Source organism: Geobacillus proteiniphilus (assembly GCF_001908025.1).
GTDB classification, from domain to species: domain Bacteria; phylum Bacillota; class Bacilli; order Bacillales; family Anoxybacillaceae; genus Geobacillus; species Geobacillus proteiniphilus.
Genome location: NZ_MQMG01000035.1, coordinates 14152 through 39571 on the forward strand (window position 1 = coordinate 14152; position 25420 = coordinate 39571).

The 25420-nt window shown below is 55.7% G+C and carries 26 protein-coding genes and 2 pseudogenes; 23 read left to right on the top strand and 5 right to left on the bottom strand.

Annotated features, from left to right (window positions below; genetic code table 11):
* Nucleotides 1-41: 41 nt before the first annotated feature.
* The 6 genes and pseudogenes from BRO54_RS12165 (at nucleotide 42) to BRO54_RS12180 (ending at nucleotide 4617) form a co-directional block, all read left to right on the top strand.
* The gene (locus BRO54_RS12165; RefSeq protein ID WP_066234356.1) at nucleotides 42-356 is read left to right on the top strand and encodes a rhodanese-like domain-containing protein; all 315 of its coding nucleotides are present in this window, start codon (nucleotides 42-44) and stop codon (nucleotides 354-356) included.
* 203 nt (nucleotides 357-559) lie between these two features.
* Nucleotides 560-1288, top strand: coding sequence for a helix-turn-helix domain-containing protein (locus BRO54_RS20560; protein WP_239691262.1), 729 nt, complete (start codon nucleotides 560-562; stop codon nucleotides 1286-1288).
* Nucleotides 1221-1832, top strand: coding sequence for a tetratricopeptide repeat protein (locus tag BRO54_RS20565; RefSeq protein ID WP_239691263.1), 612 nt, complete (start codon nucleotides 1221-1223; stop codon nucleotides 1830-1832). Before BRO54_RS20560 ends, BRO54_RS20565 begins: the two co-directional genes overlap by 68 nt.
* Nucleotides 1833-1847: 15 nt before the next feature.
* Nucleotides 1848-1976 (top strand): hypothetical protein, encoded by a 129-nt coding sequence (locus BRO54_RS20825; protein WP_275651047.1) that lies wholly within the window; start codon nucleotides 1848-1850, stop codon nucleotides 1974-1976.
* A 500-nt stretch (nucleotides 1977-2476) separates the two neighbouring features.
* A pseudogene (locus BRO54_RS12175) lies at nucleotides 2477-4024 on the top strand (M4 family metallopeptidase); the annotation flags it as partial.
* A gap of 413 nt (nucleotides 4025-4437) precedes the next feature.
* Nucleotides 4438-4617 (top strand): sporulation protein Cse60, encoded by a 180-nt coding sequence (locus tag BRO54_RS12180; RefSeq protein ID WP_074044108.1) that lies wholly within the window; start codon nucleotides 4438-4440, stop codon nucleotides 4615-4617.
* Nucleotides 4618-4956: 339 nt separating this feature from the next.
* Here the strand turns inward: BRO54_RS12180 and BRO54_RS12185 are convergent, their stop codons facing one another.
* Nucleotides 4957-6267 carry a BaiN/RdsA family NAD(P)/FAD-dependent oxidoreductase gene (locus BRO54_RS12185; RefSeq protein ID WP_074044109.1) on the bottom strand — a complete coding sequence of 437 codons (1311 nt, stop codon included), beginning with the start codon at nucleotides 6265-6267 and terminating at the stop codon, nucleotides 4957-4959.
* A 112-nt stretch (nucleotides 6268-6379) separates the two neighbouring features.
* On the opposite strand from BRO54_RS12185, the gene BRO54_RS12190 reads away from it, so the two are divergent.
* Nucleotides 6380-8005: a putative polysaccharide biosynthesis protein gene (locus BRO54_RS12190; protein WP_074044110.1), complete on the top strand. Its 1626-nt coding sequence runs from the start codon at nucleotides 6380-6382 to the stop codon at nucleotides 8003-8005.
* 141 nt (nucleotides 8006-8146) lie between these two features.
* On the opposite strand, the gene BRO54_RS12195 is transcribed toward BRO54_RS12190, so the two are convergent.
* Nucleotides 8147-8359: a hypothetical protein gene (locus tag BRO54_RS12195; RefSeq protein WP_074044111.1), complete on the bottom strand. Its 213-nt coding sequence runs from the start codon at nucleotides 8357-8359 to the stop codon at nucleotides 8147-8149.
* A 105-nt stretch (nucleotides 8360-8464) separates the two neighbouring features.
* Here BRO54_RS12195 and BRO54_RS12200 point away from each other — a divergent pair, with 105 nt between their 5' ends.
* Complete coding sequence (locus BRO54_RS12200; protein WP_074044112.1) at nucleotides 8465-9211, top strand: pseudouridine synthase; 747 nt, start codon at nucleotides 8465-8467, stop codon at nucleotides 9209-9211.
* Nucleotides 9212-9306: 95 nt separating this feature from the next.
* Here the strand turns inward: BRO54_RS12200 and BRO54_RS12205 are convergent, their stop codons facing one another.
* Nucleotides 9307-9528, bottom strand: coding sequence for a DeoR family transcriptional regulator (locus BRO54_RS12205; RefSeq protein WP_008880936.1), 222 nt, complete (start codon nucleotides 9526-9528; stop codon nucleotides 9307-9309).
* A gap of 250 nt (nucleotides 9529-9778) precedes the next feature.
* Between BRO54_RS12205 and pepV the strand changes: the two genes are divergently transcribed.
* The 5 genes from pepV to BRO54_RS12230 all read left to right on the top strand — a co-directional run bounded on the left by pepV (nucleotide 9779) and on the right by BRO54_RS12230 (nucleotide 15012).
* On the top strand, nucleotides 9779-11194 hold the full coding sequence (pepV, locus tag BRO54_RS12210) for a dipeptidase PepV (RefSeq protein WP_079935995.1): 1416 nt from the start codon (nucleotides 9779-9781) through the stop codon (nucleotides 11192-11194).
* 92 nt (nucleotides 11195-11286) lie between these two features.
* Complete coding sequence (locus BRO54_RS12215) at nucleotides 11287-12480, top strand: MFS transporter (RefSeq protein WP_074044113.1); 1194 nt, start codon at nucleotides 11287-11289, stop codon at nucleotides 12478-12480.
* Nucleotides 12477-13058: an RNA 2',3'-cyclic phosphodiesterase gene (thpR, locus tag BRO54_RS12220; protein ID WP_074044114.1), complete on the top strand. Its 582-nt coding sequence runs from the start codon at nucleotides 12477-12479 to the stop codon at nucleotides 13056-13058. Before BRO54_RS12215 ends, thpR begins: the two co-directional genes overlap by 4 nt.
* A gap of 4 nt (nucleotides 13059-13062) precedes the next feature.
* On the top strand, nucleotides 13063-14001 hold the full coding sequence (locus BRO54_RS12225) for a glucanohydrolase (RefSeq protein ID WP_074044115.1): 939 nt from the start codon (nucleotides 13063-13065) through the stop codon (nucleotides 13999-14001).
* A 228-nt stretch (nucleotides 14002-14229) separates the two neighbouring features.
* Nucleotides 14230-15012 (top strand): phosphotransferase family protein, encoded by a 783-nt coding sequence (locus tag BRO54_RS12230; protein ID WP_074044116.1) that lies wholly within the window; start codon nucleotides 14230-14232, stop codon nucleotides 15010-15012.
* Between the two features lie 125 nt (nucleotides 15013-15137).
* Here BRO54_RS12230 and BRO54_RS12235 read toward each other — a convergent pair whose 3' ends face one another.
* The gene (locus BRO54_RS12235) at nucleotides 15138-15407 is read right to left on the bottom strand and encodes a YtzH-like family protein (RefSeq protein ID WP_074044117.1); all 270 of its coding nucleotides are present in this window, start codon (nucleotides 15405-15407) and stop codon (nucleotides 15138-15140) included.
* Nucleotides 15408-15565: 158 nt separating this feature from the next.
* On the opposite strand from BRO54_RS12235, the gene trmB reads away from it, so the two are divergent.
* Both trmB and BRO54_RS12245 read left to right on the top strand, forming a co-directional pair.
* Nucleotides 15566-16219, top strand: coding sequence for a tRNA (guanosine(46)-N7)-methyltransferase TrmB (trmB, locus tag BRO54_RS12240; RefSeq protein WP_074044118.1), 654 nt, complete (start codon nucleotides 15566-15568; stop codon nucleotides 16217-16219).
* A 79-nt stretch (nucleotides 16220-16298) separates the two neighbouring features.
* Nucleotides 16299-17150 carry a YtnP family quorum-quenching lactonase gene (locus BRO54_RS12245; RefSeq protein WP_074044119.1) on the top strand — a complete coding sequence of 284 codons (852 nt, stop codon included), beginning with the start codon at nucleotides 16299-16301 and terminating at the stop codon, nucleotides 17148-17150.
* On the opposite strand, the gene BRO54_RS12250 is transcribed toward BRO54_RS12245, so the two are convergent.
* On the bottom strand, nucleotides 17145-17441 hold the full coding sequence (locus BRO54_RS12250) for a PepSY domain-containing protein (RefSeq protein WP_074044120.1): 297 nt from the start codon (nucleotides 17439-17441) through the stop codon (nucleotides 17145-17147). The genes BRO54_RS12245 and BRO54_RS12250 overlap by 6 nt on opposite strands.
* 116 nt (nucleotides 17442-17557) lie before the next feature.
* Between BRO54_RS12250 and BRO54_RS12255 the strand changes: the two genes are divergently transcribed.
* The 8 genes and pseudogenes from BRO54_RS12255 to BRO54_RS12290 all read left to right on the top strand — a co-directional run.
* Complete coding sequence (locus BRO54_RS12255) at nucleotides 17558-18634, top strand: M42 family metallopeptidase (RefSeq protein ID WP_074044121.1); 1077 nt, start codon at nucleotides 17558-17560, stop codon at nucleotides 18632-18634.
* A gap of 45 nt (nucleotides 18635-18679) precedes the next feature.
* Nucleotides 18680-19210, top strand: a complete 531-nt coding sequence (locus BRO54_RS12260) for a DUF84 family protein (RefSeq protein WP_074044122.1) — start codon at nucleotides 18680-18682, stop codon at nucleotides 19208-19210.
* Nucleotides 19211-19249: 39 nt separating this feature from the next.
* Nucleotides 19250-20047, top strand: a complete 798-nt coding sequence (locus BRO54_RS12265; protein WP_074044123.1) for a DUF1444 domain-containing protein — start codon at nucleotides 19250-19252, stop codon at nucleotides 20045-20047.
* Between the two features lie 20 nt (nucleotides 20048-20067).
* On the top strand, nucleotides 20068-20673 hold the full coding sequence (gene ytpR / locus BRO54_RS12270; RefSeq protein WP_074044124.1) for a YtpR family tRNA-binding protein: 606 nt from the start codon (nucleotides 20068-20070) through the stop codon (nucleotides 20671-20673).
* A gap of 108 nt (nucleotides 20674-20781) precedes the next feature.
* Nucleotides 20782-23133 (top strand): DNA translocase FtsK, encoded by a 2352-nt coding sequence (locus BRO54_RS12275; RefSeq protein ID WP_074044125.1) that lies wholly within the window; start codon nucleotides 20782-20784, stop codon nucleotides 23131-23133.
* 158 nt (nucleotides 23134-23291) lie between these two features.
* Nucleotides 23292-24596 (top strand): UDP-N-acetylmuramate--L-alanine ligase, encoded by a 1305-nt coding sequence (gene murC, locus BRO54_RS12280; protein WP_011232289.1) that lies wholly within the window; start codon nucleotides 23292-23294, stop codon nucleotides 24594-24596.
* 146 nt (nucleotides 24597-24742) lie between these two features.
* Complete coding sequence (locus BRO54_RS12285) at nucleotides 24743-25186, top strand: DUF948 domain-containing protein (protein ID WP_074044126.1); 444 nt, start codon at nucleotides 24743-24745, stop codon at nucleotides 25184-25186.
* Nucleotides 25173-25420, top strand: a pseudogene (locus BRO54_RS12290) (YtxH domain-containing protein); the annotation flags it as partial. The gene BRO54_RS12285 and the pseudogene BRO54_RS12290, both read left to right, overlap by 14 nt.

Here is a 25420-nt window from a genome sequence, read left to right on the forward strand (position 1 = left end):
GAAACGAAGCATTGAACGCGAGAGAAAGGGGTCGATCTGCCATGGAAGAGATCAAAGAAATCACGCCGGCTGAAGTGAAAGAAAAACTCGAACGCGGCGAAAAGCTGAACATTGTCGATGTGCGCGAAGACGAGGAAGTCGCCCTCGGCATGATCCCCGGCGCCAAACATATTAAAATGGGCGACATCCCCGATCGGCTTGCCGAATTCGACCGCAACGAAGAATATATTTTCGTCTGCCGCTCCGGACGGCGGAGCGAAAACGTCTGCCGCTACTTGCAAGAGCTCGGCTATCGCGTCCGCAACATGACGGGCGGCATGCTCGAGTGGGAAGGCGAAACGGTGCCGAAGCGATAAACGCCTCCGGTTTAGGAATGTCTTGGCAAACGGGCGGCTTGCTTTTCCTTAACAAATTTCCGCTTGCGGTTTGGGCAAGAAAAAGGTGTCCCGGCTTTTTGGGGCGCCTTTTTCGTTTTGTTTTAGTGCTAAAGTGTGATGCAACAGGAGGATAGAAAAGGATATAATTTTCAGTAAAATCAGATTGAAGGGGTCGATTCCGGTTGAAACTAGGCGACCGCTTGAAATTCGCCCGCTTGATGAAAGGCCTGACCCAAGAAGAAACGGCTGAAGGCATTATTTCCGTTTCGTATTTATCGAAAATTGAGAACAACCAAGTCATCCCGAGCCAAGAGGTGCTCGAATGGCTGTTTCGGCGGTTGGACATCCGGCCGGGTGGAAACGAAACAATGCCTTCATGGTTCGAATGGGTGATGTCGTGGTATAAGGCGATGACGAACCGTGATGTGCCTGCCGCGCGGGAACTGTATGAAACGGTCAAAGAACGATGCGAGCAGTCTGGGGATGCCGAAGCCATGATTTATTTTCAGCTGATGCGAATCCGATATTGGCTGCTTCTTGGCGACAAAAAGGGGGCGGAAACAGCGGCGCAAAGCGTGCGGGACTGGTATGGGGCGTTCAGTGATGACATGCGCTATTATTATTGGAAATTTTTTGGCCTTTTGTATTATTGCCAAGAAAAGTACGATGACGCCTTGCATTGTTATCAAAAGGCAGAACAGTTGTTGAAGGGAGAATGGAAAACGAGCGGGGAGGAAGCTGATTTGGCTTACTTGTCGGCGCTTGCTTTCAGCCGTCTGTGGAAATGGTTTCAATGCCTTCAATACGCCGAGCGCGCTGACGCTCAGCCAGGCGGAATACGACTTGCGGCGGAGCGCCGAATGCCATGTGTTGTTGGCGATTTGCTACCGGCGTTGCGGGGAGATCGATAAAGCGGTCGACCATTGTCTGCTGGCCCAAAAGGCGGCGAGGATGTTGGATGATCGACGGCTTCTTGGGATTGTGGAACACAATCTCGGCCACTTGAAAGGAATGAAACGTCAATACCGCGAGGCGGTGCAACATTACGAGAACAGTTTGATCTATAAAGAGGACGCCCCGCTGGATGCCCGGCTCATCACGCTTTTGTCGCTCGTTCGCGTGCATTGCGATGCCAAGCATTATCGCAAAGCGTCGATGGCTGTCGAGGAAGGGTGGAAACAGCTCGAACAAGCCCCTAACGGCGCGTCCGAGCATTATGAGTATTATTTGCATTTTTCCATTTACCGGCTGCTTTTGAGCGGAGAAGACGAACTGTTAGAGCGGTTGCTCAAACAGGAGGCGATTCCATACTTTCAAAAAAAGAAGGAGTATGATGACGCTTCTTTGTATGCCGAATATTTGGCGGATTGTTATATGCGGAGGCGCCAATACAAGCAGGCGGCCCAATATTATCAGCTAAGCTGCACCCTCTTGCGGACGCAAACCGGCGTTTGAAAGGAGGTGAAGCTCGTGAAAAAGCGGGTCATCGTGATCGTCGCTCTCGCCGTCCTTGGCCTCGCTTCGGCCTTTGGCCAAGGCATCGGGGTGAATGAAGCGGCAAAAGATGAGCATCCACCGCCGACAGTGATCGCCCGATAAAAGAAGCGGCCGGATTGGCGCTCTGCTTGTCTGCGCCGCATGAGGCAGCCTTAGGGCCCTTTTTCTCTTCTTTGAACCGATCCGTCCCCTGCTTTCGTTACGATAGGCGAAAGTGGGGGATGAGTCGGTTTTTTTGTTTCGTCCGTTGAAGCACGTTCTGTGGAAATCCGTCGGCTCAAGCGAAAAAGATCAATCGTTTTTTCCGCTTGGCAGCCTCGCTGCCGGTCGTGTTTCACTTTGGCCGTTTTGTCGCAGGTGGAAAGCCGCAAAGAGGGAAAAACGGAAAATAGGCTGCTGGATCAGGCCGCATGTCGCCCGATCATTTTCCCAATACCCAATCAAAATATATTGTAATAAAATTTTTATTAGAATAAATAATTTGAAAATATAAGAAAGGGGTAAAGGGAATGAACAAAAGGGCGATGCTTGGTGCGATTGGGTTGGCGTTTGGATTGATGGCTTGGCCGCTCGGTGCTTCAGCGAAGGAAAGATCAATGGTGTGGAACGAACAGTGGAAGACGCCATCGTTCGTTTCTGGTTCGCTGTTAAAAGGCGAGGATGCTCCGGAAGAATTGGTTTACCGTTATCTTGATCAAGAGAAGAATACGTTCCGACTTGATGGACAAGCCCGCGAACGGCTGGGCTTGATTGGCAAACAAACGGATGAACTCGGCCATACGGTTATGCGTTTTGAACAGCGCTATCACGGCATCCCGGTGTATGGCGCCGTGTTGGTTGCCCATGTCAACGATGGCGAATTGTCCTCTTTGTCGGGCGCGCTTATTCCGGATTTGGACAAACAAACGTTGAAAACAAAAGCCGCTATTTCCGTTCAACAAGCGGAAATGATCGCGGAACAAGATGTGGCTGATGCGGTGACGAAAGAACGGCCGGCGAGCGAAGAGGGAAAACGAACGCGGCTTGTCATCTATCCGGATGGGGAGACCCCGCGCCTCGCCTATGAGGTCAATGTCCGCTTTTTAACCCCTGTCCCAGGCAACTGGATATACATGATCGATGCGGTAGACGGAAAAGTGTTGAACAAATGGAACCAAATGGACGAGGCGAAGCCGGGCGGCGGGCAGCCGGTCGCCGGTACATCGACGGTCGGCGTGGGCCGCGGTGTGTTGGGGGATCAGAAATATATCAATACGACGTATTCCTCGTCTTATGGCTACTACTATTTGCAAGACAATACGCGCGGCAGCGGCATTTTTACGTATGACGGACGAAACCGCACCGTTTTGCCCGGCAGCTTATGGGCCGATGTCGACAACCAATTTTTCGCCAGCTATGACGCGGCGGCCGTGGACGCCCATTATTACGCCGGCATCACGTATGACTATTACAAAAACGTTCATAACCGACTGAGCTATGACGGCGCCGATGCACCGATTCGCTCGACCGTCCATTACGGCCGCGGTTACAACAACGCGTTTTGGAATGGTTCACAAATGGTGTACGGCGATGGAGACGGACAGACTTTTTTGCCGTTTTCTGGAGGAATTGACGTCGTTGGGCATGAGTTGACCCATGCGGTGACCGATTACACGGCCGGCTTGGTGTATCAAAACGAATCCGGCGCCATCAATGAAGCGATGTCCGACATTTTCGGCACACTCATCGAATTTTACGCCAACCGCAACCCGGATTGGGAGATCGGCGAAGACATTTACACGCCGGGAATTGCCGGCGACGCGCTTCGCTCCATGTCGGATCCGGCGAAATACGGCGATCCGGATCATTACTCGAAACGCTACACAGGCACACAAGACAATGGAGGAGTCCATACAAACAGCGGCATCATCAATAAAGCCGCCTACCTGCTCAGCCAAGGCGGCACGCACTACGGAGTGAGCGTCACCGGCATCGGCCGCGACAAAATGGGAAAAGTTTTTTACCGCGCTCTCGTCTATTATTTGACGCCGACGTCGAACTTCAGCCAGCTGCGCGCCGCCTGCGTCCAAGCGGCCGCCGATTTGTACGGGGCGGCGAGCCAGGAAGTTAATTCGGTAAAACAAGCGTTCAACGCCGTTGGGGTATATTAAGGCAGCCGCGCTGCATGGCTTCGCTTTGCCCGCAACCACGTTCAACGCTGTTGGAGGATATGTAAGGAAGTGTACAGATTCACCTGCATCCGTGACAGTGGTTCATGAAAAATACCGAACCCCCTGTTATATCAAGGCTTTAACCAAGTGTCGGACATTCGCTTATTGAGTAAAAAACAAAACATGTGATATTTGTGGATTTGTCAAGCGTTCTCGGCGATTTCACGTCAGTTTCATCACAGGTTTAGAGATTCAGCTAATTTTCACCGCTTGACTAGTCGAGCGCCGCGGAAGCATATGAAAAGGCGGTCTTGAAATGGGACGCGTCCCCTGTTGTGGGGCGCGTTTTTGTTCTACTTGAGGAGGACTTTCCCCCAACGTGTGGAAAAGAATAAGAAAATGGGGGAATGGCGATGTACAAAGTGAAAGTGTTCGATAAAGAACATGAAAAAGATTTGGAGGCAGCGGTCAATGACTTTTTAGCCCGCTTGAAAGACGGACAGTTGATCGATGTCAAGTACAGCGTGGCGGCGATGGAATCGGAAGGCGAGCAAATTTACTGCTTTTCCGCCATGATCATTTACCGAACCTGAATCTCCCAACGGCTGAAGTTGTGGGATTCTTACGTACTAAAGGGTTTCTCGTACACCTGCGTGCAGAACTCACCCTTGTTCCGCAAGACTTTCATGGGCAAACACCGCTGTGGTGCTTAACGCCCTGTGCGCCCGATTCAAGACGCTTGGTTTACAGTTATTATACCACTTTTGGCTACCGCCAAAGCAATCGGTTCATCCCATGTCTAAAGACGGGCTACGCCCTGCATGGGCTTTCTCCGATTGCAGCTTTGCAACCGGCAGCCCGCCTTGAAGACGGGCGTTGCCGGAATGTCCATGGATGGCCCGGAGCGCTCCAGAATGCCATGGGGACTGCTGTCAATCCGTCGTTGCCTGCGCCTTAGGGCCGCCTGTTTTGCTTTTTTCTTCCAGCGCATAACGGGCGGCGTTGACGCCGGCGAGCCGCCCGGTGACAAGGGCGGCGGTGATGTTGTAGCCGCCCGTGTAGCCGTGAATGTCCAAAATTTCGCCGCAAAAGTAAAGGCCGGCCATGCATTTGGAGGCCATCGTTTTCGGTTCGATCTCTTTGACCGACACGCCGCCGCCAGTGACGAACGCTTTCTCAAGCGGCAGCGTGCCGTGGACGTGAAACGTAAACTGTTTGCATTGCTGGACAAACGCCCGCAGCGCCTCGTGGCTTACCGTGCCGGCGGAGGCGTGCGGGTCGATGCCGGCCCGCTCGAGCAAAAAGACAGCGTACCGCTCGGGCAGCCCCGTTTTGGCGATCGTTTTCATCGCCTTTTTCGGCTCCTCTTTGCACAGCTTGGCGAAATGTTGAAACAGCTCTTCCTGCGTCACGTCTGGAAGCGCGTCGATGCTCATGGCGACCGCGCTGTCCGCCGCTTTTTTCAACGCCTTGACGACAAACTGGCTGCAGCGGAGGGCGGCCGGGCCGGAAATGCCGAAATGGGTGAACAGCATATCCATCCGGTGGGTGATGATCGGCTTGCCGTTCGGCTTTAAGACGCTTAACGCGACGTCGCGTAGCGACAAGCCTTGCAGCGTCCGCTCTTTGATGAACGGCTCATGCGAGACGATCGGCACTTCGGTCGGAAACAACTCGGTCACCGTGTGACCCGCTTTTTCCGCCCACGGATAGCCGTCGCCGGTCGAGCCGGTTTGCGGTACTGATTTGCCGCCGACGGCGACGACAACCGCACGGGCGGCGATCGCTTCCCCGCTTTTCAGCGTGACACCGACTGTTTTTCCTTGTTCATACAACACGTCCGCCACTGGCGATGCAAGCCGAACATCGACGCCGAGGCGGCCGAGTTCGCGAACAAGCGCCTGAACGACCGACTGGGCGCTGTCGCTTTTCGGAAACATGCGGCCGTGGTCTTCCTCCTTGAGCGGCACGCCGAGCCGCTCAAAAAAGCGGATGATGTCTTCGTTGTTAAACACGGAAAAGGCGCTGTATAAAAAGCGGCCGTTGCCGGGAATATGGCGGACGATTTCATCCACCGGCAGCCGATTCGTCACGTTGCAGCGCCCGCCGCCGGAGATGGCGAGCTTGCGCCCGAGTTTCGACCCTTTTTCCAACAGCAGCACCTTCGCCCTTTGCTCGCCGGCGCCGATCGCCGCCATGAGCCCGGACGGACCGCCGCCGATGACGATGACGTCGTATCCCATGTTCATTCCACCCTTTCTTTTCGTGCGCGGACGATATTTTTCGTTCCATTGACAACTATGTTAAAATAGATATGTTGTCATTTTCAACGTCCATGGCTAGGGAAGGGGTCATATGTCAACGTCTAAACTGCTGCGCGGCACGTTTATTTTGACTGCTGGCGTGATGATTTCTCGCCTTCTTGGTTTGTTTTACGTCATCCCGTTTTACCATCTTGTCGGCGAGCGCGGCGGAGCGCTGTATGGATACGGCTATGTGCCATACCAAATTTTTTTGAGCTTGGCGACCGGGGGGTTGCCGGTGGCGGTGTCAAAGTTTGTATCGAAATACAACGCGCTTGAGGAGTACCGCGTCGGTTATCGGCTCTTTCGCTCCGGCCTTGTCTTGATGATGGCAAGCGGCATCGCCTCATGGCTCATTTTGTACGCCCTGGCGCCCATCTTGGCGCCGCATGTCATCGATGCGAAAACGAACGTCAATTCGGTCGACGACGTCGTCACTGTCATTCGAGCGGTCAGCTTTGCGCTCATCATCGTGCCGGTGATGAGCTTGATCCGCGGGTTTTTTCAAGGACATGAATCGATGGGGCCGACGGCGTTGTCGCAAGTCGTCGAGCAAATCGTTCGCATCGCCTTTTTGCTTGGCGCCTGCTACGTCATTTTGCGCCTCATGAACGGTTCCGTTGTCACCGCCGTGAGCGCGGCGACGTTTGCCGCGTTTGTCGGCGCGGCGGCGGGGCTTTTGGTGTTGCTTGTCTATTGGTGGAAGCGGCGTCCGTATTTGCAGTCGCTGCTTGCGCGCGACCGCGGCGAAGCGGACGTGTCGCTTTTGGCGATGTATAAAGAGCTGCTTCTTTCTTCGATTCCGTTTGTTTTTGTCGGCTTGTCGATGTCGCTGTACCAGCTGGTCGATCAGTTTACGTTCAATCACGCGATGGCGGCGGCGGGCCGCGGGCACATCTCAGAGCATGCGTATTCCGTGTTCAACATGTGGGCGCAAAAGCTCGTCATCATTCCAGTGACGCTCGCGACCTCGTTCAGTTTGGCGCTCATTCCAACGATTACGAAAGCGTATGTCGCGCAAGACCGGAAAGCGCTGCGGCAATATTTGAACCAGACGTTTCAAGTGCTCATGTTTTTAACGCTTCCGGCGGTGATTGGCATGGCGGTGCTTGCAGGGCCGGTGTACAGCTCGTTTTACAGCTATGATCCGCTTGGTGAACAAGTGTTGCGCTGGTATGCGCCGGCGGCGATTTTGTACGCTTTGTTTTCTGTGACGGCGGCGATCATGCAAGGCATCAACGAGCAGCGGTTTACGGTCGTCAGTTTGACAGCCGGCTTGCTTGTGAAGCTTTTGCTCAACACGCCGCTCATTATGGAATGGTCGGCCGTCGGGGCCATTGTTGCCACGATGGCGGGCTATTTCGTCTCTGTGGCGTTCAACTTATGGGTCATTCAGCGCCGCACGCGCTACCGCTATCGGTTTGTCGCCCGACGGACGGCGTTTATGGCCATCTTGACGGCGGTGATGTCAGCGGGGATCATGGTTGTCGAGGCACTGACGGCCCGATGGATTGATTACCGCGCCGGCACAGCCGAATCCGTATGCATCGCCGCCATCGGCGCGGCGGTCGGGGCAGCCGTCTACTTGTTTCTCAGCATCCGCTCCGGGTTGTTTTCCGTGCTGTTTGGCGAACGGTTTGCGTTTTGGCGCCGGAAAGAGAAAAAGGCTGTGTCCTGAACGCCATTCCGGCCGATCGGCGTCCAGTTGAGCGGAAGCCCCGCCCTTTAGGCGGGGCCATCCCTTGCGGTTCGGCCGTTATCGACTTGTTGCCAAAAGAAAAGAAGGCGGTCTTTCCACCGCCTTCTTTCTCCATTCTGTTTACGAGAGGCCGAGCCGGCGTTCGATGCGATCGAGGCGGCTGTCCACCCGGTCGAGCCGGCGGTCGAGCCGTTCGACAGCCCGCTCAAGCCGTTCGATGCGCCGCGCCCAGTTGGTGAATGGCCCGCCTGGGTATCCGGGCCAAAACTGGCCGGCTGGCGGCTGTTGACGGTAATCATCCAACGTTGGAACATAATAGTAATATTCATTCATCGACAAATCCCCCTTCTTGATGTTTCCTTCACAGTGTATGGGGGGAAGGCGGAAGCGGACTAGATGAACGCCCAATGGAAGGCAATATTTTTAGGAGGGAGTTTGGTGGAACTGCGCATTGACAAGCTGCTCGCCCATATGGGATATGGGACGAGGAAGGAAGTGAAAAAGCTGCTCAAGTCCGGGGCGGTGAAAGTGGACGGCGCGCCGGTCCGTGATGCGAAAACGAAAGTGCGGCCGGATGAGCAAATCGTGACCGTGTGGGGAGAAACGGTCGAGTACAAGCCATTCATTTACTTGATGATGAATAAGCCTTCGGGTGTGGTTTCGGCGACGGAAGATGCGGTGGAAGAGACGGTCGTTGACCTGCTTGAGGAGGAAGACCGAGCGTTCGCTCCTTTTCCGGTCGGACGGCTGGACAAAGATACGGAAGGGCTGCTGCTCTTGACGAATGATGGGCAGCTCGCCCACCAGCTGTTGTCGCCGAAAAAACATGTGCCGAAAACGTACTTTGCCGTCATTGACGGGGAAGTGACCGATGTGGATGTCGCGGCGTTTCAGCGCGGCGTCGTCCTTGATGACGGCTATGAAACAAAGCCGGCCAAGCTCGTTGTGTTGAAATCCGGCCTTCGTTCCGATGTCGAGGTGACGATTACCGAAGGGAAGTTCCATCAAGTGAAACGGATGTTTCAAGCGGTCGGCAAGCGGGTCGTCTATTTAAAACGAATTCAAATGGGACCGTTGCCGCTTGACCCGGATTTGGCCGTCGGCGAGTATCGGGAATTGACGGACGAAGAGGTGGACATGTTAAAACAATACCGGCCGGAGATGGACGAAAAAAAAGGAACCTGACGCGGTTCCTTTTTTATGGAAAAATAGTGGATATTCATCTGTGGGAAAATGGTTTGCGTTCATCTCTCATCTTGCCTACCCTATTGGCACCGGGTTTACGAAGAGATGCGCACTTTTTTGTTTGTGGTCGTCCATTTGCCCTTGCTCGGGCTGCGAACGAGATCGTTGTACATAAGCACGTTTAAGTCGCGCTGGATCGTTCGTGGGGTGGTGCCGAACTCATCAACCAATTCTTGGGTCGTAACCGTTCCTTTTTCGCTAATGTACATATACACGGATTTGATGCGGGTAAGCATCCGATGTGTTGAAGGTTTCAAAAGACCACTCCCTATCTTAGCATCATTCGCATGGCACAACCGACCGCTAGCAGATGAGAGATGTCTTTGTCTGTTTACTACCATTGTACACGAAATGAGAGGGAAAATGCTACCCGGTTGCCTCTATTCACGAAAAATTTCAACATTTTGTCATGAAACGGAAATCGATTTGCAACGAATGAAACATTTTGACTTCCTGTTTTTGATATGATACGTTGGCAACAAAGAGTGTTGAATAAGGAAAGGAAGAATGGCGTTGAACATCGACTGGATGAAAGAAGCAAAGAAGCGGAAAGACGATTTGATCCGCGATGTACAAGCGCTTGTCCGCATTCCGAGCGTCCGCGATGATGAACAGGCGCGGGCGGGGGCGCCGTTTGGGCCAAAGGTGGCGGAAGCGCTTGAGTATATGCTTCACCGCGGCCGGGAGGAAGGATTTCGCGTCAAAAATGTGGACGGTTTTGCCGGGCATGTCGAAATGGGGCAAGGGGAAAAACTTGTCGGCGTGCTCGGCCATATCGACGTCGTGCCGCCCGGGGACGGCTGGACGATGGATCCGTTTGCCGCTGATGTGCTTAGCGGCCGCATTTATGGGCGCGGCGCGATCGATGACAAAGGGCCGACGATGGCCGCGTTTTACGCGATGAAAATCATCCGTGAACTCGGGCTGCCCCTTGGCAAGCGGGTGCGGCTCATCATCGGGGGCGATGAGGAAAGCGACTGGCGGTGTGTGGAGCACTATTTTTGCCATGAAGAAATGCCGGATGTCGGATTTGCGCCGGATGCTGATTTCCCGATCATTCATGCTGAAAAAGGGATCATTGACGCCGATTTGTCGTACCGCCCGCCTGAATCGGAGGAGGCGGAAGGGCTCGTGCTTGCCTCATTCCAAGCCGGGCGCCGCTACAATATGGTGCCCGATGCGGCCGAAGCGGTGGTGGAAGGAGCGGGACGGACGGAGGAGCTGCTTGGCCTCTATGAACAGTTTTGCCGGGAGCGCGGCGTAAAGGGGAGCATCAGGCAAAGCGAAGGGGCCGTCGCCTTTCAATTGGAAGGGGTGTCCGCTCATGGCGCTGAGCCGGAGCGCGGCAAAAACGCCGGCGTCTATTTGGCGCAGTTTTTGGCGTCGCTTCCGCTCGATGGTCGAAGCCGGCCGTTCATTCAGTTTATTGCCTCCGTCTTTTTCGGCGATGCTCGCGGCCAGCGGCTTGGCCTTGCGTATCGCGACGAACAAAGCGGCGAACTGACCGTCAACGTTGGAGTGTTGTCGTATGACCGGCGGCATGGCGGAACGATTGGGCTGAACATCCGCTATCCGGTGACCGCCGACGGTGAGGTGATCCGCCAAACGTTAAGCAATGCCGCTGCCGAACGCGGCTTGACGCTCAGCCGTTTCAGCGATACGAAGCCTCATTATATCGACCCCAACCACGAGCTTGTCCGCACGCTTCAGCGCGTCTACGAAGAGCAGACAGGCGAGCCGGCCCGGCTTTTGGCCATCGGCGGCGGCACATATGCCCGCGCCTTGACCGCCGGGGTGGCGTTTGGCGCGTTGTTTCCGGGCCGTCCGGATGTCGCCCATCAAAAAGATGAGTATATCGAGATCGACGATTTGGTGAAAGCGACGGCCATTTACGCGCAGGCGATTTACGAGCTGGCGAAATAGGCTGCTCGCCGCCCAAAGGAAAAAGGAGAGGCGAAAGAAAGAGAAAGGCGCCGAGCGGCGGGCGCGCTTTGGGAACGAAAGGGGAAGACGGGATGGAAGCGGCTTTACAACGGGAGACACCGGTGCGAAAAACGGTGTTTCCGCTCTTTTATTTTTTGATCTTTTTCGCGTTTGGCGCCTTGTTTCCACTCTTATCCGTCTATTTGCAAGAAGAGGCGCATTTGCCGGGAGCGGCGATCGGCTGGATCATGTCGCTCACTCCGATTGTGACGATGGCTGCTCAGCCGCTTTGGGGCACGGCGGCCGATTATGCGCGCAAACCGGTCGAACTGTTGACGCTGGCGCTCGTGTTGACAGCGCTGTTTGGGCTTCTTTATTCGCTGGCCGGAAGCTACCGGGTGTTCGTCGCCCTGACCGTGTTGCTTTCGGCGGTGCAAAGCGCCATCGTTCCGCTCTCCGACAGCATCGCCCTTCATCATGTGCGCGGTCATGGCGGAAACTACGGGGCGATTCGGCTTTGGGGATCGATCGGGTTTGCCGCCGCGGTGTTTGTGGTCGGCTGGCTGTCTGAGCATCTGGCCTTTGCGGTCATTTTTTACGTGTTTTCGTTCATGTTGCTTTCGGCCGCGGCATTGGCCGTCCGCCTGCCGCGCTATCAGGCGGCGGCGCCGGGGCGGTTGACATGGCTTGACGTTCGCGGGCTTCTTTCCGTTCGCCCGTTTTGCCTGCTGCTTGTGGCGTCCTTTTTGCTGTTTGGTCCGATTTATGCCAACAATTCCTATTTCGGGCTGTTGATCCACGAGCTTGGCGGCACGCTGACCGGCATCGGTTTCGCCTTTTTGCTGGCTGCCGGAAGCGAAGCGCCGTTTATGAAAGCGGCGGACCGGCTTATCCGCCGCTTTGGCATGGCGCCCCTCCTTTTCTTTGCGGCGCTCGTGTCGGCCGCCCGCTGGTGGTCGTATGTCGCCGATCCGCCGCTTTGGTTTGTCTATATCACAGCGATCTTTCAAGGATGTTCGGTCGGGCTGGCGATTCCAACCGCCCTGCAGTATGTGCGCCGCTTGGCGCCCGAGCGGGTGCAGGCGACGGCCGTCGCTCTTTACTCGGCGACGAGCAGCGGACTTGGCGCGTGGTTTTGCACGTTGGCGGGCGGATATTTGCTTGAGCGTTGGCAGATCGGCGCCGTCTACGTGTTTTTTGGCGCTTGCACCATCGTTGGCGTGTTCGTGCTCATTTGGTTAGGTAAATTGGAAAAAACGACCAAATCGGCAGGTGAGAAAGGATGAAACGGAATCATTATTTCATCGCCGTTCCGCTGACAGCCGAAGCGAAACAAGCCATCGCCCGTTTTTCGAGCGATGCGGCGCGGTCGCTGCCGTTTCGCACATGGGTGCATGAACAGGACTATCATATCACCCTGGCGTTTTTAGGCGATGTGCCGCCGAAAAAAATGGCGCCGCTATGTGAAGCGATGGCCGCCACCGCCGCCCGCTGCGCCCCGTTTTCCCTCGTGCTTGCCGGGCTTGGGACGTTCGGGGAGCAAACTTCACCGCGCATTTTTTGGCAAGGAGTCGAAACGGAAGAAACGTTGAATGGATTGCGGCACGACGTGTATGAAGCGTGTACAAAGCTCGGGTTTTCCTTGGACCGGCGGCCGTTTGCCCCGCATATTACGATCGCTCGCAAATGGCAGGGGGCCGAACCGTTTCGTCCGGACATGCTTCGTTCGTTTTCGGCTGCTAGTGCGGTGTTTTCGGTGCCTGAGATCGTGCTGTATCGGACGAATATGGAACGGACGCCGAAGTACGAAGCGATCGCCGTGTTCCCATTGCTTGGCGCGCCGATGAATGACAATAGCAGGTGAAAAAATGGGTCAGCTCGTTAAACTCATGGATTGCATTTCCCGCTACGAAACCGATGTGTACTATTATGTGCCGGAATTCATCCGGCTGAAGCAGCGGCAATGGGAGCAGGCAAAAGCGCGGTGGCAAGCGGAACGGACGGCTGAGGCCAGCGGATGGCTTGAAACGGGCGAGACGTGGGATGTTTTGCTTGACAAACCGTCATGGTGGGAGCGGCTGACGAAACGATGGCGCCGCCGTGTCGTGCTTACGGAAGAGGAGACGTTTTCTCTTGCGCCGATGGCCCGTCCCGCGGCTACTCTGGAGGAATTGAAACAGCAGTTTCTTGATGAGTTGTTCGAGTTGCAGCTGAAATGGGCGAGTTCAACGATGATGTACGTTTCCTCCCTCGATGAGGCCGTGTATGGCGATGAGACGTTGAAGTATTTTTTGCAGCGATTTCCGGATACGCATTTATGCTTTTACCGGCCGGTGGCGATGGTCGGCAAGGCACCGGTGGAGCTCGAGACGATGATGTTGACGCCATCCGCGCTCTGGTGCATTGCCTTTGTCGAAGGAAGGCCGGACAACATCGTCATGGCGTCAACCGGCCGGTTTTGGGTGGAACAGGCCGGAACGAACGAAACGAGGCTGGTCAACCCGGTCGTGTCGCTGCGGCGGACGGAGCAGATCGTTTCGGAGATTTTTCGCAAACATGGGGTCGATTGGCCGATCCATCTCGTGCTGTTAAACCGCTACGGCTACATTGACAGCGGCGGCCTTTTTCCGTTTATCCGCTATATCGATAAGCGAAATTATGACGAGTGGTTTTCCCGCCTGCGCCGCTCAGCTCTCCCGCTTCGGCACGGGCAGCTGAAAGCGGCTGAGGCGCTGCTCCGCCATTGCGCCAGCTTTTACGACCGCCGCAATGACGGGAATATGAGCGGCGAGGAAGGGCAACAATAGAAACATCTGTGCATCGATAGGGCGGCCGGAGTGGGAGCCGCGGGGCGCTTCCGCTTTGGCAGTTTTAAGAAAGGCGTTTGCCGAGAAAAATGTTTGCATGCCGGGGCGGTATTTCAGTATAATACAAGTAAAACGGACGGAGGAAGGACGCGGCCTGGCCGTCCTTTTTATTTGGGCGCGAGAAGCAAACGGAGACGTTTCTATTTTTAAGTCGCAGGTGAACACGCTTTGGAACAGTTACTAGGTAAGGAGTGGGAGATCACTCCCGCTGGCGGCGCTACAGGGGATGCGTATTTTGCGGAATATGAAGGGAAGAAATTGTTTTTAAAGCGGAATTCTTCTCCGTTTCTTGCTGTATTGTCGGCCGAGGGCATCGTCCCGAAGCTTGTATGGACGAAGCGGCTCGAAAACGGCGATGTATTTACGGCCCAGCAATGGCTGAACGGCCGGGAGCTGAAGCCGTGGGAGATGGGAAGCGAGCAAGTGGCGGCGCTTTTGCGGAAAATCCATCGCTCCAAGGAGCTTGTGACGATGCTGAAGCGGCTTGGCAAATCTCCGCTGCGCGCGAAGAAAATGCTCGCTCTTCTTGCCGAGCAGCAGCGGCGCCATCCGGCCGGCGGTTCTGTCGTCTGTCAGGCGCTTGACTGGCTTGAACAGCATGTTTCGTCATTGCCGGATGACGAGCACGTTGTCTGCCACTGTGACATCAATCATAACAATTGGCTGCTTGCCGACGATGGCACGTTGTACTTGATCGATTGGGACGGGGCGGTGATCGCCGATCCGGCGATCGATATCGGCATGCTTCTTCATCTGTACATTCCGCGCGCCGAATGGAAGGCGTGGCTCGACCAGTACGGATGGCCATGGAGCGAAGAGCTTGGCCTCCGCCTAAAGTGGTATACGATCGCTCATACGTTGCACTCGCTGTTTTGGCCGAAAGGGAAGGACGGCCAAAAAGAAAAGGAGCAGTCGCTTCGGTTATTGGAACGGGTCATCACCGAGCACTGACAACGGCCTGCCCCGCTTCTGTCGAAAGGGGCGAAACGCCGGCGGTGCTCAACCGGCGGCCGCCGTTGTCCCGATCATCGTCTTTGGCCGGGAAGACGTGGTGGCAGCGTGAAAGCGGGGAAAGGTCAAGACAGCTCGTTCACCCAATCGGCGAGCTGGCTTTGGTGAGCGGAAATATGAGCGTTTAAGTCAGCGCTGTATTTCCCGCCTTGGCCGTAGGCGTAAATGTTTGGAAGGATTTGTTTGACATGGCCGTCTACCTCATCGTTGGCGAGCAGCGACTTGACAAGCCGTTCAATTTGTTCGCATTCGGACACCGTCCCGCAGCAATCGAGCTGATGTTCGGATAAAATGTCGCGGAGCACGGTCAATTGATGGTTATAGTCGAGCGGCATGCTGGTCACCATCCTTTCGCAAAGCTGTACGGTTTTATGATGCCCGGGCCCAGCAGCGTTTATGCCCGGGCGTTTTTCCGCTTTTGGCGGCGTTTGTTTCTTAGTCGCAAGTATGGTATCGTCAAACCAACAAACGGAAACGAGGCAGAGGTGTCGATATGCGTTTGCGCAACAAACCGTGGGCGAAAGACAAAATCGCCGCTTATCCGCAATATGTCATCCCCGATCCAGAAACAAAGCGCGGGCGATGGCGCGAGCTGTTCGGCAACGACCGACCGATCCATGTCGAGATCGGGACGGGGAAAGGGAAATTTATCACCGAAATGGGGCGTCTCCATCCGGATGTTAATTTTATCGGCATCGAGCTGTACCCAAGTGTGCTGGTGTCCGCGCTTGACAAACTGATCGAAAGCGAGCTCTCGAACGTCAAGCTGTTGAACGCCAACGCGAAAGATCTCACCGCGTTTTTTGCCGACGGAGAAGTGTCGCGCATTTATTTGAACTTTTCCGACCCATGGCCGAAAAAGCGGCACGAAAAGCGGCGGCTGACGTATCGGGACTTTTTGGCGCTCTATGATCGCATTTTGGCTGAAGACGGAGACATCCATTTGAAAACGGACAATCAATCGTTTTTTGAATACTCGCTTGTCAGCTTGTCGCAGTATGGGTTTGTGCTCTCATCGGTCCAGCTCGACTTGCATCAAAGCGGCATCACGGACAATGTCATGACGGAGTACGAAGAAAAATTTTCTGCCAAAGGAAACCGCATTTACCGCTGCGAGGCGGCGCGTCCGCCGCGGCGGTCGTCATAGGCCCGAACCGATTGGTCGGGTCTTTTTTTATTTCCGGTTGATGGAGAAAATGGTACACTAGTGGAGGGGGGAGATGGAAATGGAACAGTTGCGAATTGGACAAGTTACATTGACATGGCTTCGGGGCGGAGTCACCCATCTTGACGGCGGGGCGATGTTTGGCGTCGTGCCGAAACCGCTTTGGTCGAAAAAATATCCGCCGAACGACCAAAATCAAATCGAGCTGCGCACCGATCCGATTTTGGTCGAGACAGGCGGCACAAGGTTGCTCATTGAATCCGGCATCGGCAACGGCAAGCTGACCGACAAGCAAAAGCGCAACTTCGGCGTCACGGAAGAATCGGCGCTCGATGAATCGCTCGCCAAGCTCGGGCTTGCGCGGCGCGACATCGACATCGTCATCATGACTCATTTGCATTTTGACCATGCGTGCGGATTGACCGTTTGGGAAGACGGACGGCTCGTGCCGGCGTTTCCGCGCGCGGCGATCATCACCTCGGATATCGAGTGGGAGGAAATGCGCAACCCGAACATCCGATCGCGCAATACGTATTGGAAAGAAAATTGGGAGCCGATCGCGGATCAAGTCGTTCCGTTTACGAAAGAAACCGAAGTCGTTCCTGGCATCCGCCTCATCCATACCGGCGGGCATAGCGCCGGGCATGCGATCGTGCTCATCGAATCAGAGGGGGAGATGGCCATTCATCTTGGCGATTTGCTTGGCACGCACGCCCATCAAAACGTCCTCTGGGTGATGGCGTACGACGATTACCCGATGGATTCGATTTTTGCCAAACAGCGATGGCTCCCGTACGGCGTAAAGAAAAATGCGTGGTTTACCTTCTACCATGATGCTTACTATCGGGCTGTGAAATGGCAGGAAGACGGGACGATGGCCGCCGCCGTGAAGCGGGAGCGGCCTGCGCTATAACGGTTTGATCTCGATGATGGCGCCGGTGCAGGCGTTCACAAAAAACTCGTCATCTCCATCGTCGCAGCAGACGCCGCCGCGGTACACCGTGTACGTCAATCCGTCCTTCTCATACCGCTCCGGGGCGGACTGAATCCAGGAACCGCGGATGGCGCGCGCACCGCCAAGCGCGGCTTTCGCCAGCGCCAGCGCTTGTTCCGGGGCAAGGAGCGCCGGTTTGGAAGCGGAGCGGATGGCATAGACGACGGCCGCACCGACGGCGGCGCCGACGAGCCACTGTTTCCAAGCCATGTTTCTTTCCTCCTTCTCGCTTTGATACGGTTTAGTATAGCCGATTTTGGCGGAACATGTAAGAAGGACGGAAAGAAACGGAACGGTGAAATCGAACATAGAAAGGGAGACTCGTGATGAATAAGGACACGCTGCAATTATTCCAAACGTTGACCGAGCTTCCAGGCGCACCGGGTTATGAACATCCGGTGCGGCAGTTTATGCGCAAAGAGCTCGCGAAATACGCCGATGACATTGTGCAAGACCGCCTCGGGAGCATTTTCGGCGTCAAACGCGGTGATGAGGCGGGCCCGACGGTGATGGTCGCCGGCCATATGGATGAAGTCGGATTTATGGTGACAGCGATCACTGATCACGGCATGATTCGTTTCCAGCCGCTAGGAGGCTGGTGGGATCAAGTGCTGCTCGCCCAGCGCGTGCAAATCATCACGGACGGCGGGCCGGTCACCGGCGTGATCGGGTCGATTCCGCCGCACTTGCTCGATGAGGAGCAGCGCAAGAAACCGATGGAGATCAAAAACATGTTGATTGACATCGGAGCGGAAAGCCGTGAAGATGCCGAACGAGTCGGCATTCGCCCGGGCCAGCCGATCGTGCCGGTCAGCCCGTTTACTTTGCTTGCCAACGGAAAAACCGTGATGGCAAAAGCGTGGGACAATCGGTTTGGCTGCGGGTTGGCGATCGAGCTGTTAAAAGAGCTGAACGGCGAAACGGTGCCGAACGTCTTGTACGCTGGAGCGACCGTGCAGGAAGAGGTCGGGCTGCGCGGGGCCCAGACGGCGGCTTCGATGATCAACCCGGACATCTTTTTTGCCCTGGAAGCAAGCCCGGCCAACGACATGTCCGGCGACAAACAGGCGTTCGGTCATATCGGCAAAGGGGCGCTCATCCGTTTGTACGACCGGACGATGATTACGCACCGCGGCATGCGCGAATTTGTGCTTGATACGGCGGAGACGATTGGCGTGCCGTACCAGTTTTTCATTTCCCCAGGCGGAGGGACGGACGCTGGAAGGGTCCATATCGCCAACCGCGGCGTGCCGTCGGCGGTGATCGGCATTTGCGCCCGCTACATTCATACGCATGCTTCGATCATTCATGTCGACGATTACGCGGCGGCCAAACAGCTCATCGTTGAGCTCGTCAAACGGTGCGACCGGACGACGGTCGAGACGATTCGCCAAAACAGCTGAGGAGAAGCGAGCGCTTCTCCTTTTCCATGACAAGGAGGGCACTGGATGAAAACCATTGCGGTCGGAACGAACAACGAAGCAAAAGTCGCCGCTGTTCGGGCGGTGTTGGGGGGAAGGGAATACCGCATTGTATCGCTTGAGGTGCCATCAGGCGTTTCCGCGCAGCCGCTGTCCGATGAGGAGACGCGGCTTGGCGCCATCGGGCGCGCCAAACGGGCGCTCGAAGCGGCGGAGGCGGACATCGGCATCGGGTTGGAAGGCGGCGTGATGAAGATCGATGGGCAATGGTGGCTGTGCAACTGGGGAGCGCTCGTTGACCGAGACGGAGTGGTGGTGGCCGCCGCCGGCGCGCGCCTCGCTTTGCCGCCTGATATCGGCGCCGGCATTGAGGCGGGGCGCGAGCTCGGCGACGTGATGGAAGCGTACACCGGGCGGCGGAACATCCGCAGGAAAGAAGGCGCGGTCGGCGTGTTGACGAACGGGCGCGTTGGCCGATCGGCGATGTTTTCCCACATCGTCGAGCTTTTAGCCGGCCAATATGAATTTTTTTGTCAAAACAAGCCGTTCACGGTATGATAAATGGGGGAACGGCTGGCGAAAGCAAGGAGGAGAAGGATGAACAGCCGGCAAATGTATGAGAAGATTAAAGAGCGTCTCGTCGCCCACCGGCACTGGACGTTTCGCTTTGACGCCAAGCAAGACGCGATGCGCGTCGAAGACCGCCGCACGAAAAAAGGCGTCACGATCTCGCTTCCCGGCGTGATTGCCAAATGGCACGAACAAAAAGACGAGGCGGTGCGCGAAGTCGTTTATTATGTAGAGGAAACGTTGAAAACGATGGAAGAAGACGCCACACTGTCCGGCAACGAGCGAAACATTTATCCTGTCATTCGCTCGGCGTCGTTTCCGACGGAGACGAAAGAAGGCATTCCGTTGCTGTTTGATGATCATACAGCCGAAACGCGCATTTACTATGCGCTCGACCTAGGCAAAACGTATCGCTTGATTGATGAGCACATGGTTGAGAAAGACAAATGGAGCCGCGAGCGGGTGAAGGAAATCGCCCGTTTCAACGTCAGGTCGCTGCCGACGCCGGTGAAAGAGGACCGGGTGGCGGACAACGTGTTTTATTTTTTGAACACAAATGACGGCTATGATGCGAGCCGCATTTTAAACGAATCGTTTTTGGCCGACATGCGGGCGCGCGTGGAAGGAACGATGGCCGTCGCTGTTCCGCATCAAGATGTGCTCATCATCGCTGATGTGCGCAACGACATCGGTTATGACGTGCTCGCGCAAATGACGATGAGCTTTTTTGCCGGCGGCCGCGTGCCGATCACGGCGCTGTCGTTTTTATACGAAAATGGGAAACTTGAACCGATTTTCATTTTAGGAAAAAAACGGAGAACGTAGCGGCAAGGAGGAATGAAGCGATGAACGTGTTTTACAACCGAGAAGGGGTCGGCGACGTGCTGCTTGTGTCGCTGAAACCGGCGGCGGATGAGGAACGGACGTTTGTCAGACAACGCGATGTCGTCCGCATCATTTCCGAACGGACGGGCGAGACGGTCGGCTATAACATTTTTTCCGCGTCTTCGTACTATCCGTTTTCCGGCAACGGTCCGCTGGAAGTGAATGAGGAGCTCGTCGGCGTCATCAACGACATCTTGGCGAAAAACGGTTTTGACGAACCGATCGAAGCTGACTTGTCGCCGAAGTTTGTCGTCGGATATGTGAAAGAGAAAACGAAGCATCCGAACGCCGATAAATTGAGCGTCTGCCAAGTCGATGTCGGCGGTGAGGTGCTGCAAATCGTCTGCGGAGCGCCGAACGTCGCCGAAGGGCAAAAAGTCGTCGTCGCCAAAACCGGCGCGGTCATGCCCAACGGCCTCGTCATTCAAGAAAGCGAGCTGCGCGGCGTCCGGTCATCCGGCATGATTTGTTCGGCCCGCGAGCTTGGGCTGCCAAACGCCCCGCAGGAGAAAGGCATTTTGGTGCTGTCCGATGAGTATGAGGTCGGCCAGCCGTTCGTTTTTTGACGTTCCGACGGGCGGTGCAGACGGATTCCGCCTGTTTTTTCGTCACTGGAACGACGCCAGTGGCGTTTTTTTCCGACAACGAAGGCAAAGAAAGAAGTGAAGTGATGGATGAAATTTTGGAAACGATGGCTTCGTTTTCTCACGAGCGACGAGGAAGAGGAAGGGAACGAGCAGCGAGCGAATTCCCCTCTGTCGGCCGACATGCCCGAACGCGGCGCGGTGAATGTCATTTACCAATATCCGCAAGGCCGCTTCCGCTTTCCGTTGATTCCGGATGACCAGCCGGGTGAAAATCGGGAAAGGCCGAGGCGGACGAAAAGCGAGGAATCCGGGCCGCTGCCGAGTCGGCGCCCGTCGGCTGGCGTTTCAAGGGAAATAGCGGAAAAACGACCGTTCCGCCCGTCCGATGTTCCATCCCCAATTTTTGGATATGATCGGAATCGGGGGAAACAGCGGCAACGAGCGGATGAACCCGAGCTGACCGCGGGGGGCATGGAGAATCGGAGCGATGAGGCGGTTCGGGAAGAGGCCCTCCGCGGCGAAGCGACACGGCGAGACGCGCGAGAGGGCACGGAAAGCCGGGCGGCTGCACGGCCAAAAGAAGAGGCGTCTTTGGCCAAGCGGGCAGAGGAATGGAACGAAGACGCGAGCGGAGCGATGCCCGCGGCTGTTATGGAAACGGAAGGAAAAAATGAGCTGGCGCCGGCGGCAGGGCAGGAAGAACGTGATGCCGAGGCGGATGAAAAGAAAGGGCAGGAGCTGGACGAACGAGGCAACGAACGCGCGCCGCACGTAACAGACGGCGGCTTGGAGAGCGAAGGACGAGGGGTGCCGTCACAGATGAGGAATGGAGACGGAGGGAGCGCTTCTTCGACAGAACAGCGGGAGACGACCCCAGATCGCGAAATCCGTCACTCGGCGGCGCCCGCGGGCCGGGAGGAGGCTTCCCGCCCCGAACGAACGCGCATCCCGTATAATGTGATCATGTTAAAGCAAGATTGGCGCAAGCTGGAAGAAAAGGCGGCAAATCGATCGAACGGCTGCGTACTGCCGCCATTGGCGCTTCTTGAACCGCCCGAGAAAGCGGCCGAACGCGACGAGCAGTGGCTTCGCGACCAATGCCAGCGTTTGGACCGGACGTTTGCGAGCTTCCATATCGGCGCCAAAGTCGTCGGGGCGACGCAAGGACCGACGGTGACGCGGTTTGAAGTGCAGCCGGATTTAGGAGTGAAAGTGAGCAAGATTACGAGTTTAATCGATGATATCAAACTCAGTCTGGCGGCGAAAGATATTCGCATCGAAGCGCCGATCCCGGGAAAACGGACGATTGGCATTGAAGTGCCGAACCGAACGAGCCGTCCGGTGCGCCTGCGTGAAATTTTAGAAAGCGAAGCGTTCCGTAAAAGCCCATCGCCGCTTACAGTGGCGCTTGGGCTTGACATTAGCGGTGCGCCGGTCGTGACCGACATCCGAAAAATGCCGCATGGGCTGATCGCCGGGGCGACCGGGTCGGGAAAAAGCGTATGCATGAACGCGATGCTCATCAGCATGTTGTATAAAGCAGCGCCGCACGAAGTGAAATGGCTGCTCATTGATCCAAAAATGGTCGAACTGGCGCCGTACAACGGGCTGCCGCATTTGCTCAGCCCGGTGATCACCGAGGCGAAGGCGGCGGCGGGGGCGCTCAAGTGGGCGGTCGGCGAAATGGAACGGCGGTATGAACAGTTTGTCCACGCCGGCGTGCGCGATATTGAAAAGTATAACGCCCATCTTCGCGAACGCGGAAGCAGCGAGCCGCCGCTGCCGTACATCGTCATCGTCATTGATGAGCTCGCCGACCTGATGATGGCCGCCCCAGCCGATGTCGAAGAATCGATTTGCCGGCTGGCGCAAAAGGCGCGGGCGTGCGGCATCCATTTGTTGATCGCGACGCAGCGGCCGTCGGTCGATGTTCTAACCGGGTTGATCAAGGCGAACATTCCGACGCGCATCGCGTTTTCCGTCTCCTCCCAAGTCGATTCGCGCACCATTTTAGATGTGAATGGGGCTGAGCGGCTGCTTGGGCGCGGCGATATGCTGTTTTTGGAAAATGGTTCGGCCAAGCCGGTGCGGCTGCAAGGCTGCTTTATTTCCGATGAAGAAATCGAGCGGGTGGCAGCGCACGTGAAAGCAGAGCAAGGCCCATCCTATCTGTTTGATCCGGAGGATTTTCGGCAAACGGCGTCGATGGGCGGCGAGGATGACGAACTGTTCGAGGAGGCGTGCCGGTTTGTCATCGCCCAAGGAGGAGCGTCGACATCGAGCCTGCAGCGTCATTTCCGCATCGGCTACAACCGCGCTGCCCGGTTGATCGAGATGATGGAGGAACGAGGGTTGATTTCGGAGGCGCGCGGCAGCAAACCGCGCGATGTGTTGATGAGCGAGGACGAGTGGGAGCGCTGGCGCGAGCAGAACAGCTGAGGGCGTGCGGCCTCCTTTGGGCGGGCGGTAGTGTTTTGCCTCCTCACGTGCTATAATGAGGAAATGAAATGGATGGTGCACCGCAATGAGAGAAATGGCAAAACGAGATGGATATCATATACTGTCTTACAGAGAGACGATGGTTGGAGGGCTTAACGATGACAGCTTACCATTTTGTAGGCATTAAAGGCACGGGGATGAGCGCGCTCGCGCAAGTGCTTCATGACCTTGGCTATACGGTGCAAGGGTCGGATGTAGAGAAATGGTTTTTCACGCAAAAGGCGCTTGAAGAGCGGGGAATCCCGGTGCTGCCTTTTTCGAAAGACAATATTCGCCCAGGTTATACGGTCATTGCCGGCAACGCATTTCCGGATACGCATGAGGAAATCGAGGCAGCCCGTCAGCTTGGTGTGCCTGTCATTCGTTACCATCGCTTTTTAGGCCAGCTGGCAGGCAAGTTTACGAGCATCGCGGTGACCGGTTCGCATGGAAAGACGACGACGACGGGGTTGCTTGCCCATGTGATGCAAGGAGCCCATCCAACGTCCTATTTGATCGGAGACGGCACGGGAAAAGGAGAGCCAGGGAGCAAATACTTTGTGTTTGAAGCGTGCGAATACCGCCGGCACTTCCTTTCCTACTTTCCAGATTATGCGATCATGACAAATATTGACTTTGATCACCCGGATTATTTTGCCAATGTCGACGATGTGTTTTCCGCTTTCCAGCAAATGGCGAATCAAGTGAAAAAAGCGATCGTCGCCTGCGGGGATGATCCGTATTTGCCGAACATTCAGGCGAAAGTGCCGATTTTGTTTTATGGATTCGGCGAAGAAAACGATTTTCAGGCGCGTAATATCGTCAAGACGACGGAAGGGATGGCGTTTGATGTGTTCGTGCGCAACACATTTTTCGCTTCGTTTGCCATTCCGCGCTTCGGCACTCATAACGTATTGAATGCTCTCGCCGTGATCGCCCTCTGCCACTACGAAGGGGTGGATGCGGGCACGATCGCCAAGCGGCTGCAAACGTTCCAAGGCGTGAAGCGCCGCTTCAGTGAAAAAACGGTCGGGCGCCAAGTGCTGATCGATGATTACGCGCATCATCCACGCGAAATTACGGCGACATTGGAGGCGGCAAGGCAAAAATATCCGGGGCGCGAAGTGGTTGCTATTTTTCAGCCGCATACGTATACACGGACGCAGACGTTTTTGCGCGAGTTTGCCGAAAGTTTGCTGCAAGCGGACCACGTGTATTTGTGCGACATTTTCGGCTCGGCGCGCGAACATGAGGGCAAGCTGACGATCCGTGATTTGCAGGCGCAAATTCCGCGTTCCCAGCTGCTTGAGGAACAAAACGTAGCCGTGTTGAAGCAGCATCAAGACGCGGTGTTGGTGTTCATGGGTGCCGGCGACATTCAAAAGTTTCAACAAGCGTACGAACGGGCCGTTCTTTCCGCCTGACGGCCGACAGGGAACGGGCTGTGATGAAGATGGCCCGTTTTTTCCTGTTTCAAAAAGGAAGCCGTCTTTTCTATGTCGAAGTTTGAAAGCGGGAAAAGATGGGTACAAAGGGAATGAAACGTTCGAATGGGCAAGGAGGGAATCGGGTGGAATGGCTTTTGTATGGAAGCGTGGCGCTCATCGCGCTTGCTTTTTTGCTGCTTGTCGTTTACATAGCCAGGACGCTCATCGTTTTGCAGGAAACGCTGCGCCGGCTGACGGCGGCGATCGATCATGCCGATGAGCAAGTGCAAACGGTGGCGAAAGAAGTTCGTGAACTTCTCCATACGGCCAACGGCATCGCCAGCGATGTGCAAAAAAAAGCAGAAACGCTAAATGGCGCAATCGAAGCGGTCGGAGAGATCGGCGGCACGATCCGTTCGCTCAACCGCGCGCTTCGGCAGGCGGCTGCCGGTTTGTCGGCGCGGGCGGGCCTGGGGCAAGGAAAATGGGTGAAGGCGTTGCGCTGGACAAATGTTTTGCTCGATTTACGGGAAAAATGGAGAAAAAAACAATCGTTAAAGGAGGGTGTATCGAATGGCGAAAAATAACGGTGGATTTTTGCTTGGAGCGCTGGTCGGCGGCATCGCCGGCGCGGCTGCTGCGTTGTTTTTGACGAGCGAAAAAGGGCGGAAATGGCTGGCCGAGTGGAGCAACGATGAAACGTGGGAGCCGGTGAAAACAACGGCTGTCGAATGGTTGGAAACGGCGAAAGAGAAAACGAAGGAAATCGCCAGCTTCATTCCGTTGAAATCCACGACGGCGCCATCCGGCGGGGAAAACGC